Genomic DNA, 18,241 nt, shown 5'->3' with positions numbered 1-18,241 from the left:
GGTCAGGAGGCGGTCAGGGGGGTGGCGCCCGCCGGGGGCGCCGTGACGAGGGCGGGCAGCCGCCGGGCGAACAGCCCGGCGGTGGCCAGCACCAGGACTCCCATGACGGCGACGGAGCGACCGGTCGTCATCGCCTCGGCGATCAGCCCGGCCGCGACCGGGCTGAGGCCCTGGGCCGTCATCAGTCCGGTCGACTGCAGCCCGAAGGCCTGCCCCCGGGAACGCTCCGGAACCGCCGCCAGGAACGGCCGTTGCAGGCCCAGGGAGTAGCAGAACCCCACGCCCACCGCGACCAGCAGCACCCCGCCGAGCGCCACCGGTAGGCCGGGGACCGCGAAGGCCAGCAGGGGTGCGCCGAGCACGGCGAGCAGCGGCAGCACCGAACGCTCCACCGTGCCGGTGCGGACGAACCGTCCCAGCACGGTGTTGCCCACCAGCATGCCGACCGGCAGGCAGGCGAGCAGCACCCCGCCGGTGCCGGTCGACAGCCCCCGGTCCCGCACGTACGGCAGGACCAGGCTCTCCGCTCCGGTGGCGAAGGCCGGCGGCAGCCAGCGCACCAGCAGCAGCAGCCGGACCCGCCGGTCCGCCAGCAGCCGTCCGTTCTCCGCCCAACTGCCGCCCACGGTCGAGCGCCTGCGGCCCACGCCGGAGCGCCTGCCGCCCACGCCGGAGCGCCGGCCGCTCGCCGGGCGGGGCGCCGGGAGTGGCAGCGGGCCGAGCCGGGCCGCCACCCACAGCCCGGCCGCCAGGTGCGCGAGCGCGGTGACCAGCAGCGCCCGGCGGGCGCCCAGGGCCGCGACCGCCAGGCCGCCGCAGCCCAGCCCCAGCAACTGGGCGCCGGAGGACACCACATTGAGCAGCGAGCGGCCGGGCACGTACGCGGCGCCCGGCAGCACCTCGGCCACCGCCCGGCCGGTGGCGCCCTGGCTCACCGGCGTGGTGGCGGCCACCGCCGCGACCAGGGCGAGCACGGCCCAGTAGGGCAGCGCGACCAGCACCAGCACGACGGCGGTGGCGCCCTCCAGCAGGTAGCCGAGGCCGATCAGCCGGGCCGGCTGCACCCGGTCCGCGACGTTGCCGAACAGTCCGGACCCGATCACCTGGGGGATGAAGGAGATCCCGTAGGCGAGCGCACCGAGGACGGTGGAGCCGGTGGCCGTCAGCACCAGCACGGAGAGGGCGACCGCGCGCAGGCTCTCGGCCACCGTGCCCAGCCCGTAGCCGCACAGCAGCACCCGGTACGGGGCCACCGCGAGCAGCTGCCGGTAGCCGACCCGCTCGGCGGCCGGTGCCGGTGGGGGCGCGCCCGCGGCACGGGTCACGGCCGCGCCCCCGGCCTCCGACCGCCCGCAGGCTCCCGCTCGCCCGCCGGATCCCGGTCGGCGCCCGTCACCAGCAGCTGCTGGAGGCCGCGCAGGGTCGCGCTGGGCCGTCGCACCGGCTCCCCGACGATCCGCAGCTCCTCGTACCGGTCGCCGAGCGCGTGGAACAGCGCCTGCACGATCCGGACGGCCAGGTGGTTGCCCAGGCAGGCGTGCACGCCCCGGCCGAACCCCAGGTGCGGATTGGGGTCGCGTCCGAAGTCGGCCCGGCCGGGCTCGGGGAAGACGGCCGGGTCGTGGTCGGCCGCGCCGAACACCGCCAGCACCACCTCGCCGCGGCGCAGCCGTCGGCCGCCCAGGTCCACGTCGGTGTTGACGGCCCGGCCGCTCGCCTGCACCGGACCGTCCAGCCGGAGCAGCTCGTTGACGGTGGCGGAGTCGGCCTTGCGCAGGTTCGCTCCGCTGAGCGCGCCGTGCCGGTCCAGCCCGAGCAGGGCGTTCCCGATCAGGCTGGTGGTCGAGGTGTAGCCGGCGTGGAACAGCGCCCGGGCCGTGTTGACCAGGTGTTGGGCGGGCACCTCGCGCCGGGCGGCGGTGAGCCCGGCCATCATGCCGTCGGTGTACTCGGCCCGGAACCAGCCGTCGACGAGGTCGTTGAGCAGCACGCGGGCGGCCAGGCCCGGTTCGATCCGCTCCGGTGCGAGACCCCCGTCCATGCCGAGGACCAGCGCGCGGGAGGCCGCGCGGAACTCGGCGTCCTGGACCGGCGGCGGGGCGCCGAACAGCAGGCAGGTGGCGGACAGCGACAGCGGCTCGGCGAGTTCGGTGATCACGTCCGCCGGTCGGTCGCCGAGCCCGGCGACCAACTCCTCGGCCGTGCGCCGGACCTGCTCGGTCCAGCGGTCCAGGTCGACCGAGCGGAGCGCGGCCAGTACCGGCTTGCGCAGCTCGGTGTGCTCGGGCGGGTCGAGGGTCTGCATGCTGAGCCGCTGCCAGGGGACGTCCCGGCCGGACTTGCGCAGGTCGGAGCCGAAGGTCCCGGTGTCCTTGACCACCCGGAGGCAGTCCTCGTGCCGGGTGAGCACCCACACGCCGAGCTGTTCGTGCCAGTGGACCGGGTCCTCGGCGCGCAGCCGGGCGTAGACCGGGCGCGGGTCGGCCAGCATGGCGGGGCTGAGCGGGGCGAAGAGTTCCCCGTCGGGCTCCCCGGTCACCGGGCCGCTCCCGTCGGCGGACGGTCGACGGCGCCCGGGCCGCCCGAGCGCCGGGCCAGCGCGAAGTCCTCCGGCACGCCGGGCGGCGGGTCGAGGAGCGCGAAGCCCGCCTCGGCGAGCTCCCGGTGGACGGCGGGTCGCGGCACCGTGAACAGCACCCGGGAGACGGTCTCCTGGTGGACGATCCGGCCGTCCAGGCTCGCCGTGTACTCGGCCCGGCGCCGCATGGTGGAGTCGGTGAGCGCCTCCGAGGAGGTGCGCAGCCGGTACTCCACCCCGGCCACCGTGGTCTCCGCGGCCGTCCGCAGCTCCCAGGTGCTCGGCCGGCCGTCGGTGAGCATGTCGAGGGCGAGCAGCCCGCCCGGCCGGACGGCGCCCGCCAGGCCCGCGAACAGCTTGCGCCGGTCCGGGCCGTCGAGGCACTGCAGCACCCCGGCGCACAGCGCGTAGTCCACACCGCTGGGCAGGCCGGTCGCCCCGGCCGGGAGCAGCACCGTCCGCGCGGCGAGCTCGGGCCGGGCGGACAGCTTGGCGAGGTGGACCGCGCGCATCCCGCGCGAGGGCTCGAAGCAGTGCACGGTGCAGCCGAGTTCGGCCAGCCGCAGGGCCAGGGTGCCGGTGCCGGAGCCGAAGTCGAGCACCACGTCACCGGCGCGGGCCGGCCCGGCGAACGCGTCAGCGTTCGGCGAGGTCTGGTGGCCGGCGGCGTCGGCCCGGGCGAAGAGGTCGTAGTAGTAGGCCATGACGTCGTACGGATCCGGCGCGGCGAGCGCGTCGCCGCCGGTGGGCTCTTCCACTCTGGATCAGTTCCTTCTGGAATCGGGGCGGTGCGCAGGCCGGAAAAAGGTGTTGGCCGTCGGCTCATCAGCCGTCGGCCAACACCCGCGCTTTTCCTGTGGTCGTGCATTCAACGGGTCTCCGGGTTTCAGTGGTCGTAGCTCATGTCGAGCCCCCTTTCCGCTGACGACGCAGAAACTATCCATCGCGCCGAACCGTCCGACAACGCCGCGAATGCGGCAGCAAACTGCATGGCAGCTACTTCCGTCGATTCCGCCGCCCCGCGGGCGGGAGTTCGAGGACGGGCCGCTAAGCGAGCCAGACCGGCCCGCCCGGGTCGCCGCCGCGGCCCTCGCATGGCGCAGCGCCCCGCAGGCGTCGGCACCCCAGGCCGCCGTCGGCGGCGCCCCGGACGCCCGGTCGAGGAGGCGGACGATCCGCCATCCCCCGGGCAGGCCGGGGATCCGGCCGACCACCACGCCCCGCCCGCTCCCCGGCACCCCCGCCTCGACCACCCGCCGGACGGCCGCCCGTCGGGAGAGCAGGGCGAGGGCGCCGTCGAGCAGCCAGTGGCGCTCGCTCGGCCCCGCCGCGCCCACGCTGGGGCCGGGCGGGGCGGGCCCGCAGCCGGGGTAGGGCGCGGGGGCCAGCGACCGCAGGCCGTCCAGGACGTGGTGGAGGTGCGGGCGCCGGTCGAGCGGGCCCCGGCGGTCCAGCAGCCGGCGGGTCGTGACGAGCAGGCCGCTCCACGGTTCGAGCAGCGGGGCCGCGCTGCGCAGCAGGTCCTCGGGGTCGGCCCGGGTGTCCGTCAGCCGGTCGCCGAGCGTGCGGATCCCGCTCCACTGTGGGCGGCCCGGGCCCGCCAGGGTGACCCGGCTGACCGAGCGGCTCGCCCGGTGCACGACCGCGGCGCCGTCCTGCGGGGAGCGGGCGAGCAGCTCCCTGACGGTCTCGCGCAGCGGGGCCCCGGCGGTGCCCGGGCCCCTGCCGGGCCGCGCCGCCGGGCCCGGCGCTCCGTCGGCGCGGTGCCACAGCGCGACCCGTCTGACCAGTTCCTCGTGCCACTCGCCCGGCCGGGCGCCGCCGGGGCCGAGGACGGCGAGGCCGGGCAGCACGGTGACCGGCATCGGCTGCTGCTTGTCGGGCATGCGGTGCGGGGCGTCCTTCATGAGGGGGCGGCGTGCGACCGGCCCCCGCCTCCGACGCTCCTGCGCCCCGCGGCACCGGACGGGGCGCCACGGGTACGGCTCCGGCCAAGCTTCGGCCCGGCCGCGCCGCCGCGTCCATCGAGGGGGTGCGGCAGGAACCTGCACGGCAGGCTTGCCCGCGCGGACCGCGCCGACCGCGGGTGTCGGCGGGGGTCCGTACGGGGTGTCCGCGGGTGGGGCGAATTCCGGTACGGCCTGTGTGGAAATGCCGCTCGCGGGACCACCGAATCATCAATTCCGGTGTCGGCATTCCGTTTCCGTCCGGGCCGGTCCGGAAACGGCCGGCCAATTTTCCATGCTCATGACGACAGGGCGGGTTAGGGTGTCCGGTGGAGCGTCGCTGTTGATCGACGGTGAGGCGTGTGGATTGTGGTGGAAATCTCCCAAAAGGATATGACGTACCTGGACGACACCAGCTCCGCGAAGACCAGTTCCGTGCAGCTGAGCCCGATCGCCGTATCGATCTACGGCTCGGCCCTGGAGCGCGGCCGGATCTCCGAGGCGGACCAGCCCGAGCTGCTCGAGGAGCTGCGCGCCACCCCCGCCGAGGTCGAGCTCGGGCTGGCCGTCCTCAGGGAGCTGAGGCTGCTCACCCCGGCCCCCGACGACCCCGGCGCACTGACCCCGGCCAGTCCCGACTCGGCGGCCGCCCAGCTGGTCACCCCCATCAAGCAGGAGATCGCCGGCCTGGAGCAGTTGGCGTCGGACCTCGAATCCCAGGTGCTGTCGCTCAAGTCGCTCTACTTCGAGAGCCGTCAGCGGCGCAACCGCCGGGAGGCGGTCGACGTCATCGACGGCGCGGGCCGGGTCCGCTCGCTGCTGGGCGAGGCCTTCCGCCGCTGCTCGGTCGAGGTCTTCGGCGCCCACCCCGGCGTCATCTCCGAGCAGGAGCTCGAGGGTGCACTGCCCGAGCAACTCGCGCTGCTGGCCCGCGGCGTCCGCCTGCGCCTGCTCTTCCAGCACCCGGTCAGGACCAGCGCCCGCCGGCGCGAGCTGCTCGAACGGCTCACCCGGGCCGGCGGCCGGATCCGCACCTGCGAGGAGATCGCCGACCGCATCCTCGTCCTCGACCGCGAGACCGCGTTCATCCCCAGCTGCTCCGGGCCCGACGGCGCGGTCGTCCTGCGCGAGCCCTCCACCGTCGACTTCCTCTACCGCTCCCTCGAACAGGCCTGGTCCGCCGCCCTGCCCTTCGAGCCCGACGGCCCCGCCAGCCCCGACGGCCCCGGCACGCCCCGCTGCGGCATCGCGGGCGAGGAGATCAAGCGCGCGATCCTGCGGATGCTCGCCGCGGGCGCCAAGGACGACCTGATCTCCCGCCGGCTGAGCATCTCGGTCCGGACCTGCCGCCGCCACATCGCCGAGATGATGGACGAACTGGACGTCTCCAGCCGCTTCCAGGCCGGGGTCAAGGCGATCGAAGCGGGCCTGATCCGCCGCTCGACGGCCCCGGGCGACGGGGCGCCCCAGGAAGCGGCCTGCTGACCGGTGCTGCTCACCGGAACACGCCGACGGGGGAGGCGGTGAGCAGGCGATGGCGGGTCAGCCCACGGGGGTCGGCAGGGCGTCGGGGTGCGGTCGCATGGCGGGGCTTCTCTCCGAGGCGCGGACGGCGGCGGGGCCGCCGGGGACGGGTCGGGGTTGCCGCGAGGGCCGTCGCGTCGGCGGGCCGTGGCCGGATCGACAAGCGCAGCGCCATCCTGGACGCCGCGGTCAAGGTGTTCACGCGCGAGGGCTACGCGCAGGCGGGCATCGACGCCATCGCCGCGGCGGCAACCTCCCCGGCCTCTCCGCCCTCGGCACCCGGCCCGTCGCCCCCGCCGACCTCGCCACCGCCGTCCGCACCGGCGTCGACACCTTCCTGCGCGCCTTCGGCACCCCGCGCCGCCGCCCGGCCCGCCGCCCCTGACCAGCGGCGGCGTCCCCCGGACGATCGGCTTCATCGGTCTGTCATCGCCCGCTGCGATGGTCCTCCGGTGATCTGGGCCCACCGCGCACCGCAACCGCGCGGGCGGGTGGGCCGACCTCGTGGGGAGGAACGCACATGCAAGCACGACGGATCGCGGCCGCGGCCGCCGGACTCCTGATGACGGTGGGCCTGACGGCGGCCCAAGGCGCCACGGCGCAGGGGGCGACCACGCGCGTGGCCGCCCCGTGCGAGGGCACCTACACGATCGTCGTCGGGGGCACCGGCAGCTCCTGGAACAACGACGGCTTCTACGGCAACATCCAGCAGCACGTCGGCTACCCGACCCAGATCCCCAACGGCGCGAGCACCCGGGCGGGCGTCAACGAGCTGAACCGGCTGGTCCGCGACCAGCGGGCGGCCTGTCCCGACCAGCACGTCAAGATGGCCGGGTACTCGCTGGGCGCCGGCGTGGTGCACGTCTGGGTGACCGAGAACTGGCAGACCTTCGGCAACGTCAACGCCATCCTGGTCGCCGACCCCAAGCGCCAGGGCCCGCCCGGGGCCAACGGCGGGGCCGTGCCGTTCGGCGGCATCATCGGCGCCCCGCTGGCGGGGGCCGACCGGTTCTTCGGCAACGTGCCGGTCAAGACGATCTGCCACTGGGACTACGTCTGCGACGAGTCCGCCGGCATCTGGACCTACCCGAACAACCACGTCAAGAACTACCCCGAAGACTTCAACATGGATCACCACAACGACGGCGCCAACGAGCAGTGGTACAACGGCGCCTGGTACCCGGCGAGCTGGTAGCCGCCCCGTACCCCGCCGGGCCCGCAACCGGCTGCCTCACCACCTGTCAGTGACCGGGCACCGCCCGGCCACCGGCAGGTGGTGAGCCGTCTGCGGGGGCGGGCCCGCGGGGTCGGCCGCCGAGCGGTCACGGGGGGCGGACGCGGGGGCAGTCACGGGGGCGGACGCGGGGGTGCCGCCCCCGTCATCGGTCTGTCATCGCCCCTCCCTAGCGTGGCCGCGTACGGACAAAACCCTCGGATGACAGGGAAGGGACGGCCCGATGGCGCGGAGGGGACTCACAGCGAGGCTACCGGTGGTGGTCTTGGCCGCAGCGGCACTGATGGGCACGACGGTGGCCGCCGGACCACCGGCCGGCGGCTCGGCCACCGCCGGGGCACCGGACAAACCGACGATCCGCTACACCGAGTACGGCATCCCGCACATCATCGCCGCCGACCTGGCGGGCCTGGGGGAGGGCTACGGCTACGCCGCCGCCAAGGACAACATCTGCACCCTGGCCGACACCTACCTGATGGTCAACGCCCAGCGCTCCCGCTACCTGGGCCCGAACGGCAAGGCCAGCCCCGGCCAGAACCAGAACAGCACCACCAACCTCAACAGCGACCTCTACTTCCAGCGGATCAACGACAACCGGGTGGTGGAGGGGCTGATCGACCAGCCCGCGCCCAAGGGCCCGGAGCCGGAGGTCAAGGAGGCCATCCGCGGCTACGTCCGGGGCTACAACCGCTACCTGGCCGAGACCGGCGTCGGCAACATCTCCGACCCGGCCTGCCGCGGCGCCGCCTGGGTGCGGCCGATCACCGAGCTGGACGTCTACCGGCACGCCCACGCCGAGATCATCATGGGCAGCGCCGACCCGCTGGTGGACGGCGAGGTCAACGCCGCACCCCCGGGCGCGTCGGTCGCCGCCCAGCCCGGCGCCGCCCAGCCGGCCGCGGCGCCCCAGCCCTCCCCCGAGGAGACCGGCAACCGGATCCGCGAGGCGATGGCCGCCGCCCGGCAGCAGGGCAGCATGGGCAGCAACGCCCTGGCGGTGGGCGCCCAGGGGGTGTCCGGAGGCACCAGCATGCTGCTGGCCAACCCGCACTTCCCCTGGCAGGGCAAGAACCGGATGTGGCAGGCCCAACTGACCATCCCGGGCCGCTTCAACGTCTCCGGGGCCAGCCTGCTCGGCCTGCCCGCCGTGAACATCGGGCACAACGACGACGTCGCCTGGAGCCACACCGTCGCCACCGTCGCCCCGTTCGGGCTGTTCGACGTCCAGGTGGACCTGCTGCACCCCACCAACTACCTGGTGGACGGCGTCTGGACGCCGATGACCTCGCAGCAGGTCGGGGTCGACGTGCTGAACCCGGACGGCTCCGTCGGCCGGGTCACCAGGACCCTCTGGGCCACCCGCTACGGCCCGATCACCACCTCGGTCATGGGCCAGCCGCTGCCCTGGATCGTCAGCGCCCACGCGGTGCGGGACGCCAACATGGACAACCTGCGGGCGCTGAACACCTGGTTCCACCTCGACCAGGCCAAGGACGTCAACGAGGTGGTGAACGCCCTGGAGACCACCGAGGGCGTCCCCTTCTTCAACACCGTCGCCTCGGACCGCAAGGGCAACGCGCTCTACGCGGACATCCAGGCCACCCCGAACATCACCGACGACCACGCGCGGTCCTGCCTCACCCTGACCGGCCAGATCCTGTTCAACCAGTCGCTGCGGCTGCCCAACGTGCCGCCGGTCTCGATCTTCGACGGCAAACGCAGCGAGTGCGACTGGCCGAACGACCCGAACGCCGTCGCGCCGGGGCTGATGGACCCGCACAAGCAACCGCGGCTGATCCGCTCCGACTTCGTGGGCAACGCCAACGACAGCGCCTGGCTGGCCAACCCCGAGCAGCCGCTGTCCTTCCCCCGGGTGATGGGCGACACCGCGGCGCCCCGGTCGCTGCGCACCCAGGAGCTGATCCTGACCGCGCAGAACCGGATCAACGGCACCGACGGCCTGCCGGGCCGGGGCTTCACCCCGGAGACCATGCGGCAACTGCTGTTCGCCGACAACAGCAGGGCGGCCGACCTGGCCCTCAACGCCACGGTGAGCGCCTGCCAGGGCGCGCCGTTCGGGCTCGTGCTGGTGGACGGCAACCTGGTCAACATCAGCGAGGCGTGTCCGATCCTGGCCGCCTGGAACCACAAGTTCACCCCGGACAGCCGGGGTTCCTGGCTGTTCGAGAACGTCTGGTTCCTCCTGGGCGGCGGGCAGGCGATCGAGAAGCTGCCCTGGCGGGTGCCCTTCGACCCCAAGGACCCGGTGCACACGCCCAATTCGCTGGACGCCGGCAACGACGCCGTCCGCAACTCGGTCGCCCGGGCCGTGCTCTCCCTGCGCAACGCCGGCATCCCGCTGGACGCGCGGCTCTCGGACGTCCAGAAGGTCACCCGCAACGGCGAGCAGATCCCCGTCCCCGGCGCTATCCACGAAACGGGGGTGCTGAACGTGGTCACGCCCGGCTCGGTCGACGGCAAGTTCGACATCACCTTCGGCTCCAGCTTCATCCAGGAGACCCGGTTCACCGCCGACGGGCCGCCGCAGGCCGCCTCGGTGCTGGCCTACTCCCAGTCCGCCAACCCGAACTCGCCGCACTACGCGGACCAGACCAAGCTGTTCTCGACCGGCCAGTGGGTGCCGGAGCGCTACACCGAGGAGCAGATCGCGGCCTCACCGGCCCTGGAGGTCAAGGTCCTTGACTGAGTCCGCTGAGCGCACGACGACGACCGCGACGCCACCAACGACGCCACCCACGACCACACCCACGAGGGGGAACACCATGACGAGGACACCGTACCGCCGGCGAAGGCTGGCGGCCCTGCTGGCCGCCGTCGTCGGCATCCTCGGGACGGCCACCACGGCGGCTCCTGCCGCTTCGGCCGCTCCGGCCCAGGCCGCCGCCGTCGGCGCCGGGGTACCGCCGCGGATGACGGACGGGTACGGCCTGACCCAGGTCGACCAGAGCGTGGGCGGCCCCACGAACTTCTACCTCACCGTGACCACGCCCGAGGTCACCGGCAAGCACCACATCAAGATCATCCTGCCGAGCGGCTACTACGACGACCCGACCCGGCGCTACCCGGTGCTGTACTTCCTGCACGGCTCGCCCGACGACCCGATCCAGCAGAACTACCCGGCACTGACCACGTCCAACGCGATGATCACCGTCATCCCGGACGGCGGCGCCCGCGGCTGGTACGCGAACTGGCTCAACCAGAACACCCAGCTCGGCGCCCAGAACTGGGAGAACTTCCACCTCAACCAGGTGATCCCGTTCATCGACGCGAACTTGCGCACCGTCGCCACCAAGAAGGGCCGGGCCGTCGCCGGGGTCTCCATGGGCGGGTTCGGCGCCTTCCACTACGCCCAGGACCGCCCCGACCTGTTCAGCCAGACCGCCTCGCTGTCGGGCGACATCGACCTGTCGGTGGACTCCATGGACCTCCGGCTGGCCGTGGTCGCCTCCCTCGTCGACGCCCAGGGCGTGATCTGCGGCTCCTCGTCCGGGGCGTGCGACCCGAACAACGACCCCTACAAGCCCGCCGTGGACAGCGACGCCCTGTTCGGCACCCCCTACCCGGTGTTCAACGCGGACTGGCGGTGGAACGCGGCCGACCCGTCCCAGCACATGGACAAGCTCGCCGGCGTCGGCGTCTCCGTCTACGTCGGCAACGGCCGCGGGGTGGCCACCGAACCGGAGTTCTGGCTGGAGGGCGCGTCCAAGCACGTCAAGGACCGCATGGACGCCCTCGGCATGCCCTACTACTACGTCGACTACGGCGACGGCTCCGCCTGGGGGAGCCAGTGCAACGGCGGCCACAACGCCTACTGCTGGGAACAGGACCTCCGGGACCTGATCCCCCGGCTGGAACGGGCCTTCGCGTCCTGAGCCCCGCTGGCCCCTGCTGAGTCCTGCCGGCCCGGCCGGGTAGCCCCGGCCGGGCCGGCCCGGGTAGGCCAGCCCGGGTGGGCCTCAGGCCCCGCGCAGGATCAGCCGCTGCGTCCGCCGCAGCACCGGGCTCGGCGGAACCCCCAGCTCGTCCGCGAGCCTGCGCCGGGTGCGGTCGAACACGGCCAGCGCGTCGGCCTGCCGACCGCCACGGAACAGCGCGCCCATCAGCATCGCCGCCACCGGCTCGTTCAGCGGGTGCTCCGCGGACAGCGCCATCAGCTCCGTGATCGCCCCGGTGTACTGCCCCAGTCGGAGCCGCCACTCCGAGCGCCGCTGGGCGAGAGTGATCCTGCGCTCGGTCAGCCGCAGCCGCTCCATTTCGGCGAGCGGGCCCGGCAGCCCGGCCAGCGGCTCCCCGCCGAACAGGTCCAGCGCCCGGGAACAGAGCCGGACCGCCTCGGGCAGGTCACCCGCCCGGTGCGCCGTCCCGGCAGCGGTGACCAGTTCCTCCATCCGGGCCAGGTCCACCTCGGTCGCCGCGGCGACCAGGCGGTAGCCGTACCGGTCGCGCTCGATCACCGAGGCCGGACAGTCCCCGCGGCGCAGGGCCTTGCGCAGCCGGTACACGTGCACCGGCACCACGTTGGTGACCGGCGGCTCCGACCCCCACACGCCGTCCAGCAGCTCCTGCTGGCTGACGGTCCGTCCCCGGTGCAGCGCCAGCGCCGCCAGTACGGCCTGCTGACGCAGGTGCCCCAGGTCCAGGTCCCTCCCGTCGTGCTGCGCCCGGAGCGGCCCGAGCACCGAGATCCGCACCTTCGGAGCGCCCGTCGCGACCCCGGCGCCGCGTGGCCCCGGCCCGGGCACCCGCCCCGACGTGGGCACCAGTGTTCGGGGGCCGCGGCCGGGCGCGACCAGCCCGCAGTCGAAGGCGTGCACGATGGCGGCGGCCCGGTCGCGCAGCCCGAGCTTCCCGAGGACCCGCGCCAGGACTCCGGCCACCACCTCCTCGGGGACGGCGAGGTCGGCCGCGATCTCGTCGTCTCTCAGGCCGCAGCCGACCGCCCGGAGCACCGCGCGCTCCTGGTCCCCGAGTTCGGCGGTGCTCGGCCGGGTGGTGGTGGCGGTCGTCGACATCCCTGCTCCCTGCACTCCGCGCCGGCCGGTCCGGTCGGCGCCGTCGACAAGGTAGTGGCGGGCCCGCCGGGCCCGGAATCCGGAACGATCCGGAGTAGCGCGCAGCACGGCCCCGGAATCCGGAACGATCCGGAGTGGCGCGCCGGACGGCCCCGGTACCCTGGACGGCCCCGGCGCACCGCGGTGCTCAGCGGCAGTCGAGGAGGGTCGGGCGATCCTTGGTCCGGACGGCCGGGAGCCAGGCGGTGGGGGTGCCGGGGAGGTGGACCCGGTACCAGAGGGTGGAGGCGCGGTCCTCCTCGTCCACGATCGGCAGGCCGGTGGCGAGCTGGCAGTCGGCGTCGAGGGTGTCGCCGTGCCAGACGCGGGTGGGGACGACGTTGCCGGCCGTGTACGGGCGCAGCGGGTCGACGGCCAGGCCGAGGCTGCACCCGGGGTCGCGGTCGGCGCGGTCCTGGCAGCTGCGCTCGGCGTTGAAGACCCGGATCCGGCCCGGGTGCCCGGGCGGCTCGGAGCGCGGCCAGAGCGCCGCGGCGGAACCGGCGGCCGTCGCGGCGGCGACCAGCGCGAGCAGGGCCGCGCGCAGCCGCGGGCGGCGGCCCCGGCGCGGCCGGCGGCCGGACCGGTGGTCACGGATCCGGGCCAGCAGGCTCTCCGCGGTGTGCGGGGCGCGGGCGGCGTGGGTCGGGGCGAGGCAGTCGGCGGCCAGCTCGCGCCAGAACGGCGGGACTTCGGAGGCCAGGCGCAGCGCGGCGCGGCCCTCGGCGTACTGCTGGACGGCGGCGCTGCGCGCGGTCGGGGTGGCGCCGGGGAAGGGCGGGACGCCCGCGGCGAACACCTCGTGGATCACGATGCCGAGCGCCCAGATGTCCGCGGTGGTACGGATCTTGACACCCTGCTCGCCGAGCGGCTCCTTCCACCGCTCCGGCGGGAGGTAGTCGGGGGTGCCCATCGGGGCGCAGTGGCCGTGGGTGCCGGTGAGCTCGATGGCGAGGCCGAAGTCGGAGAGGCGGACCTCGCCGTCCCGGCCGATCAGGACGTTCTCGGGCTTGAGGTCGGTGTGCACCCAGCCGGAGCGGTGCAGGTGGGCCAGGCCCTCGCAGATGCCGGCCACGATCCGGCCGCCCCGGTCCTCGTCGACGCCGCCGGCGAGCAGTTGGCGCAGGGTGCACTGCGCGCGCTCCATGACCAGGACGATCGCGCCGTCCAGTGCGGGGTGGTCGGGGGCGGTCAGGGTGAGGGTGTCGAGTAGCGGGACCAGCCGCGGGTGCGGCGCGGTCCGGGCCAACTCGACCTCGCGCCGGGCGGCCTCGGCGACGCTGCGGGCCTGCCGGGGCGCGAGCCCGGCGGTCGGCAGCACCTTGAGCGCGACGCTGCCGTCCGAGTCGGTGACCGCAGCTGTGTCCGTGACCTCGTTCGTTCCGCTCCGGCGCGCGGCGTAGACGGTCGCCCAGCCGCCCTCGCCGATGAGCCCCGTCACGGTCCACCCGCCGACCCGGTGACCGGGTGGCAGCAGGTCCTCGCCGTCCCCGCAGAAGGCCGGATCGTGCATGCTCGCTGCCCTCCCTACCGTTCCCGACCGTCCGGGCCCGGCGCCTCGGGGCGCGGCAGCAGCGCGAGGTGCTCCTCGCGGACGATGCCGAACTTCAACGCCAGCCCGACGACGGCCTCGCGCTTGCCGCTGCGGCGGTCCGGGCGCGCCGCGCCGTCGGGCAGCTCGACGCGGAGCTTCTCGTCGGCGAGGTAGTCGAGGTGGGAGCTGACCGCGCGCGCCGTGAGCCGGCCGCAGGCGGGGTGGCTGCGCAGCCGCGCGACCACCTGGGGGGTGGTGGGCACGGCGGCGGGGGAGAGGTCGCGCAGCCACGGCTCGCAGAGCGCGACCAGCACCAGGAAGTAGGTGGCCGTCTCGTCCAGCGAGTACGCCGTCATGGTGCGGCTCTCCCAGGAGCCGCCGCGGGCGTGCGGGTCGAGGTAGACGTGGTCGGGCGCGAACACCTGGAAGGACAGCGGGGTTTCACGCCGGGAGGGCAGCACCACCCGGGAGAACTCGAAGGGGATCGGCGCGCCGATCCGCCGCGGCGGCACCCGCAGGTACTCACCGGCGCCCTCCGGGTTCTCCACCAGGTAGGCGTGGGTGTTGCTGAGGTTGCTCAACTGCCAGTGGTCGTCGGTCGCGTGGATCTCCCCGGCCAGCCGGGAGACCGTCTCGTCGCCGAGCCGGAGCTCCACCGGCGTACCGACCGAGCCCCGCCCGAAACGCGCCCGCTCCCCCGGCCCGAGCCGCAGGGTCACCGCCTCGTCGCCGTTCCCCTCCGGCAGGTGGACGAGAATCCCACTCACCGTTCCCCCGTCCCGCACACTGCTGTCCCGTACCGCACACCGACCGTAGCCCTGACGGACGGAACGTTACCTCCTTGAGCATGACAATAAACAGAATGGTGGTGCAGGCCACGTGACGGCGAGGTCGGGGCGTTCGGTGAGCGGGACGGTCGGCGCGGACCGGCAGGCCGTTCCTGCCGATCCGCGGGCGGGGGAGAGCCGGTGGTGTCAGCCCACGGCGGGGCCGGCGGTGGTGTTCAGCCAGGCCCAGTCGGACCAGGTGGAGAAGCCGGTCTGCCACTTGTGGTAGACGCCGGCGCTGCTGGCGCCGAAGACCTCGATCCGGCCGTCGGCGTTGGCGGCGGCGAAGATCTCGGTGCCGCCGCCGCCGAAGCCGTCCCACTGGCCGTAGGGCGCGTTCACGCCGGTCTGCCAGATGTGCTGCGCGGTGCTGCCGTTGATGGCGAACGCCTCCACCCGGCCGTCCGGGGAGCGCTCACTGGTGATCCGGGAGTCGGCCGGTCCACCGGCGGCCTCCCAGCCGGACCAGGTGGTGGGGTTGGTCTGGTACTTGTGGAAGACGCCGGCCGGTCCGGAGGCGAGGACTTCGAGGCGTCCGTCCTCGTTGTGGTCGACGGTGAGGGCGCGTCCGCCGCCGCCGAAGGTCTCCCAGGTTGACCAGGCGCCGCTGGGAGTGGTCTGCCACTGGTGCTGGAAGGTGTTGCTGTTGAGCGCGAAGACCTCCAGTCGGCCGTCCGGGGCCTTGCCGAGCCGGACTTCGCTGTCGGCCGGTCCGCCGCCCGCCGGTTCCCAGTCCGACCAGCCGCTGTTGGGTGCCGTCTGGTACTTGTGGAAGAGCCCCACCGAACCCGAGGCGAAGACCTCCAACCGCCCGTCCTGGTTGGCGCCGACGGCGAGGTCGTGGCCGCCGCCCCCGAACGCCTCCCAACCCGACCAGGCGCCGGACGGGGCGAGCTGGTAACGGTGCTGGAGGGTGCTGCCGTTGAGGGCGAACATCTCCAGCCGCCCGTCCGCGTCCGGCCCGATCGCCAATTCGGCGCCGCCCGGTCCGCCGAGGGACTCCCAGTCCGACCAGGCGCCGTTCACCACCGTCTGCCAGGCGTGCGAGACACCGTTGGCCCCGGCCGCGAAGACCTCTAGCCGGCCGTCCGCCCCGCGCGCCGACACCACCTTCCCGGACTTCGCCGGGTACACCAACGGCGCCGGCCCCGGGTCGTGGTGGCCGAGCCGGTCCGCGGCGGCCTGCGCCGCACCCAGGTAGCGCTCGTGCGCGCGCTGGTTGTACGTCGACCAGGGCTGCCAGTTGGTACCGCCGTTGGAGATGCGGTAGGCCGCGTTGGCGTTGCACTGGGCGTCGAAGGCGCAGGCGTCGCTGACCTCGGGGTGCCAGTAGTCGTTGATCTCCCACAGGCCGCGGTCGCGGGACGGCGGGGTGTTGTTCTGGACGTTGGACGCCGAGGGGTTGCAGCTGGACTCGGCCATGCCGACGGCGATCGCGGTCACCAGGGCGTCGCCCCGGAAGCCTGCGTTGTAGCCGACCTCGGCGCACAGGTCGATGCCGGTGGCGGCCGGCGCGGGCGTGGCGCCCGCCGTCAGGCCCGCCGCCACCCCCAGGGCGGCGACCGCGGACAGCAGGACGCGGTGGGGCGCCCGTCGGGCGCGTGGTGTGCTGGTCACGTGAGGTCTCCTCAGTTGACGGCGGGGCCGGCGGTGGTGTTGAGCCAGGCCCAGTCGGACCAGGTGGAGAAGCCGGTCTGCCACTTGTGGTAGACGCCGGCGCTGCTGGTCCCGAAGACCTCGATCCGGCCGTCGGCGTTGGTCGCGGCGGTGATACCCGTGCCGCCGCCGCCGAAGGTGTCCCACTGGCCGTACGGGGCGTTCAGCCCGGTCTGCCAGATGTGCTGCGCGGTACTGCCGTTGATGCCGAAGACCTCGACGCGGCCGTCCGCCGTCGGCTGGCTGGTCAGCCGGGAGTCGGCCGGTCCGCCCGTGGGCTCCCAGCCGGACCAGGTGGTGGGGTTGGTCTGGTACTTGTGGAAGACGCCGGCCGGGCCGGAGGCGAGGACTTCGAGGCGTCCGTCCTCGTTGTGGTCGACGGTGAGGGCGCGTCCGCCGCCGCCGAAGGTCTCCCAGGTCGACCAGGCGCCGCTGGGGGTGGTCTGCCACTGGTGCTGGAAGGTGTTGCTGTTGAGCGCGAAGACCTCCAGTCGGCCGTCGGGGGCCTTGCCGAGCCGGACTTCGCTGTCGGCCGGTCCGCCGCCCGCCGACTCCCAGTCCGACCAGCCGCTGTTGGGTGCCGTCTGGTACTTGTGGAAGAGCCCCACCGAACCCGACGCGAAGACCTCCAACCGCCCGTCCTGGTTGGCGCCGACGGCGAGGTCGTGGCCGCCGCCCCCGAACGCCTCCCAACCCGACCAGGCACCGGACGGAGCGAGCTGGTAACGGTGCTGGAGGGTGCTGCCGTTGAGGGCGAACATCTCCAGCCGGCCGTCCGCGTCCGGCCCGATCGCCAGCTCGGCGCCGCCCGGTCCGCCGAGGGACTCCCAGTCCGACCAGGCGCCGTTCACCACCGTCTGCCAGGCGTGCGAGACACCGTTGGCCCCGGCCGCGAAGACCTCCAGCCGACCGTCCGCCCCGCGCGCCGACACCACCTTCCCGGACGGCGCCGGGTACACCAACGGCGCCGGACGCGGACCGGTCCCCGGTCGGCAGGGCATGGTGATGCCGCGGTCTGCGAGGTAGGGAACGGGGTCGGTGCGCACGGTCGCGTTGGCGTCGGCCCAGACCCGCAGGTGCAGGTGCGGGCCGCTGGCCTCGCCCTCGCTGCCCATCAACGCGATCTGCTGGCCCGCCGTCACGTGCTCGCCGACGGCCACGTCCCGCTCGCGCATGTGCCCGTACTCGGTGATGGTCCCGTCCGGGTGCAGGATGCGGATCCACTGGCCGTAGCCCTGCGCCGGTCCGGAGGCCGTCACCTCGCCGTCACCCACCGCGTAGATCGGGGTGCCGTAGTCGTTGGCGATGTCGATGCCGTTGTGCTCCGGGGTGTAGCCCTGGGAGATCTGGCCGCGGGCCGGGCAGGACGCCGCGAACCCGGCGACCGCCACCGGCGCGGCCCCGGCGGGCGCGGCCGGTACGGCGACCGGCAGCAGCAGCGCGGCCGCGGCCAGCGCCAGCCGCGGAACGGAACCCAGCACCGGTCCGCCCCTCATGCCTGGCACCGGCGGCGGCGAGCCCTACGACTGGGGTGGTGCGCGGTCATCCCGACCTCCTGAAGACGCGTGACAGCGGCCCCTCCGGACCGCCCGGGGCACGCTAACCACCCGCCACCCACCCGGGAACCCGGAACCATCCGGACTGACACCACCACCCGACCCCACCGACACTGCCCCGGCGCGCGCGGACGCCACCCGCACCCCCTTCTCCCGGCCACGTGCCCCCGGCCCCTGGCGGGCCCGCTCGCCGGCCCGGCCGTCACCCCACGTCAGAGCGGCCACCGGGCGACCTCGGGCCGACGACCCGTCAGTCCGGCCCCGGAGCCCCTCGCGACGCACCGGACCAACCACGGCCCCACGCCTCGCGGAAA

The 18,241-nt window shown here is 74.2% G+C and carries 13 protein-coding genes; 4 read left to right on the top strand and 9 right to left on the bottom strand.

Going from position 1 to position 18,241, the window contains the following annotated elements:
• Positions 1-2 precede the first annotated feature (2 nt).
• Genes ACIQWA_RS03420 through ACIQWA_RS03405 form a run of 4 tightly spaced genes read right to left on the bottom strand, consistent with a single transcriptional unit; the run spans position 3 to position 4,464 of the window.
• Positions 3-1,325, bottom strand: coding sequence for an MFS transporter (locus tag ACIQWA_RS03420; protein WP_402477511.1), 1,323 nt, complete (start codon positions 1,323-1,325; stop codon positions 3-5).
• The gene (locus ACIQWA_RS03415; RefSeq protein ID WP_402477509.1) at positions 1,322-2,539 is read right to left on the bottom strand and encodes a cytochrome P450; all 1,218 of its coding nucleotides are present in this window, start codon (positions 2,537-2,539) and stop codon (positions 1,322-1,324) included. The genes ACIQWA_RS03420 and ACIQWA_RS03415 overlap by 4 nt, the downstream gene beginning before the upstream one ends.
• Complete coding sequence (locus tag ACIQWA_RS03410; protein WP_402477506.1) at positions 2,536-3,336, bottom strand: class I SAM-dependent methyltransferase; 801 nt, start codon at positions 3,334-3,336, stop codon at positions 2,536-2,538. Before ACIQWA_RS03410 ends, ACIQWA_RS03415 begins: the two co-directional genes overlap by 4 nt.
• Before the next feature lie 6 nt (positions 3,337-3,342).
• Entirely contained in the window at positions 3,343-4,464 is a 1,122-nt protein-coding gene (locus ACIQWA_RS03405; RefSeq protein ID WP_402477503.1) for a hypothetical protein, read from the bottom strand.
• A gap of 453 nt (positions 4,465-4,917) precedes the next feature.
• On the opposite strand from ACIQWA_RS03405, the gene ACIQWA_RS03400 reads away from it, so the two are divergent.
• From ACIQWA_RS03400 to ACIQWA_RS03385, 4 genes are all read left to right on the top strand, one after another.
• The gene (locus tag ACIQWA_RS03400; RefSeq protein WP_402477501.1) at positions 4,918-6,009 is read left to right on the top strand and encodes a LuxR C-terminal-related transcriptional regulator; all 1,092 of its coding nucleotides are present in this window, start codon (positions 4,918-4,920) and stop codon (positions 6,007-6,009) included.
• Between the two features lie 559 nt (positions 6,010-6,568).
• Positions 6,569-7,243, top strand: a complete 675-nt coding sequence (locus ACIQWA_RS03395; protein ID WP_360236561.1) for a cutinase family protein — start codon at positions 6,569-6,571, stop codon at positions 7,241-7,243.
• A 262-nt stretch (positions 7,244-7,505) separates the two neighbouring features.
• Positions 7,506-9,989 (top strand): penicillin acylase family protein, encoded by a 2,484-nt coding sequence (locus ACIQWA_RS03390; protein WP_402477497.1) that lies wholly within the window; start codon positions 7,506-7,508, stop codon positions 9,987-9,989.
• Positions 9,990-10,065: 76 nt separating this feature from the next.
• On the top strand, positions 10,066-11,175 hold the full coding sequence (locus tag ACIQWA_RS03385) for an alpha/beta hydrolase (RefSeq protein WP_402477494.1): 1,110 nt from the start codon (positions 10,066-10,068) through the stop codon (positions 11,173-11,175).
• 84 nt (positions 11,176-11,259) lie between these two features.
• Here the strand turns inward: ACIQWA_RS03385 and ACIQWA_RS03380 are convergent, their stop codons facing one another.
• The 5 genes from ACIQWA_RS03380 to ACIQWA_RS03360 all read right to left on the bottom strand — a co-directional run bounded on the left by ACIQWA_RS03380 (position 11,260) and on the right by ACIQWA_RS03360 (position 17,867).
• Positions 11,260-12,315: a BTAD domain-containing putative transcriptional regulator gene (locus ACIQWA_RS03380; protein ID WP_402477492.1), complete on the bottom strand. Its 1,056-nt coding sequence runs from the start codon at positions 12,313-12,315 to the stop codon at positions 11,260-11,262.
• Between the two features lie 187 nt (positions 12,316-12,502).
• A complete protein-coding gene (locus tag ACIQWA_RS03375) occupies positions 12,503-13,867 on the bottom strand; it encodes a serine/threonine-protein kinase (RefSeq protein ID WP_402477489.1) in 1,365 nt (454 codons plus the stop codon).
• Positions 13,868-13,881: 14 nt separating this feature from the next.
• Positions 13,882-14,655, bottom strand: a complete 774-nt coding sequence (locus ACIQWA_RS03370; RefSeq protein WP_360236576.1) for a serine/threonine protein kinase — start codon at positions 14,653-14,655, stop codon at positions 13,882-13,884.
• 207 nt (positions 14,656-14,862) lie between these two features.
• Entirely contained in the window at positions 14,863-16,332 is a 1,470-nt protein-coding gene (locus tag ACIQWA_RS03365; RefSeq protein ID WP_402477486.1) for a hypothetical protein, read from the bottom strand.
• Positions 16,333-16,343: 11 nt separating this feature from the next.
• Positions 16,344-17,867 (bottom strand): peptidoglycan DD-metalloendopeptidase family protein, encoded by a 1,524-nt coding sequence (locus ACIQWA_RS03360; RefSeq protein ID WP_402477483.1) that lies wholly within the window; start codon positions 17,865-17,867, stop codon positions 16,344-16,346.
• Positions 17,868-18,241 lie beyond the last annotated feature (374 nt).

The sequence above is a fragment of the Kitasatospora sp. NPDC098652 genome (assembly GCF_044760155.1).
GTDB lineage: Bacteria > Actinomycetota > Actinomycetes > Streptomycetales > Streptomycetaceae > Kitasatospora.
This window is presented reverse-complemented; position numbering and strand designations above follow the sequence as displayed.

Excerpts from the sequence above, each read along its gene's own strand:
- ACIQWA_RS03395 (WP_360236561.1), top strand. The coding sequence starts at position 6,569 with ATGCAAGCACGACGGATCGCGGCCGCGGCCGCCGGACTCCTGATGACG.
- ACIQWA_RS03385 (WP_402477494.1), top strand. The coding sequence starts at position 10,066 with ATGACGAGGACACCGTACCGCCGGCGAAGGCTGGCGGCCCTGCTGGCC.
- ACIQWA_RS03360 (WP_402477483.1), bottom strand. The coding sequence starts at position 17,867 with ATGAGGGGCGGACCGGTGCTGGGTTCCGTTCCGCGGCTGGCGCTGGCC.
- ACIQWA_RS03405 (WP_402477503.1), bottom strand. The coding sequence starts at position 4,464 with ATGCCCGACAAGCAGCAGCCGATGCCGGTCACCGTGCTGCCCGGCCTC.
- ACIQWA_RS03390 (WP_402477497.1), top strand. The coding sequence starts at position 7,506 with ATGGCGCGGAGGGGACTCACAGCGAGGCTACCGGTGGTGGTCTTGGCC.
- ACIQWA_RS03380 (WP_402477492.1), bottom strand. The coding sequence starts at position 12,315 with ATGTCGACGACCGCCACCACCACCCGGCCGAGCACCGCCGAACTCGGG.
- ACIQWA_RS03400 (WP_402477501.1), top strand. The coding sequence starts at position 4,918 with ATGACGTACCTGGACGACACCAGCTCCGCGAAGACCAGTTCCGTGCAG.
- ACIQWA_RS03375 (WP_402477489.1), bottom strand. The coding sequence starts at position 13,867 with ATGCACGATCCGGCCTTCTGCGGGGACGGCGAGGACCTGCTGCCACCC.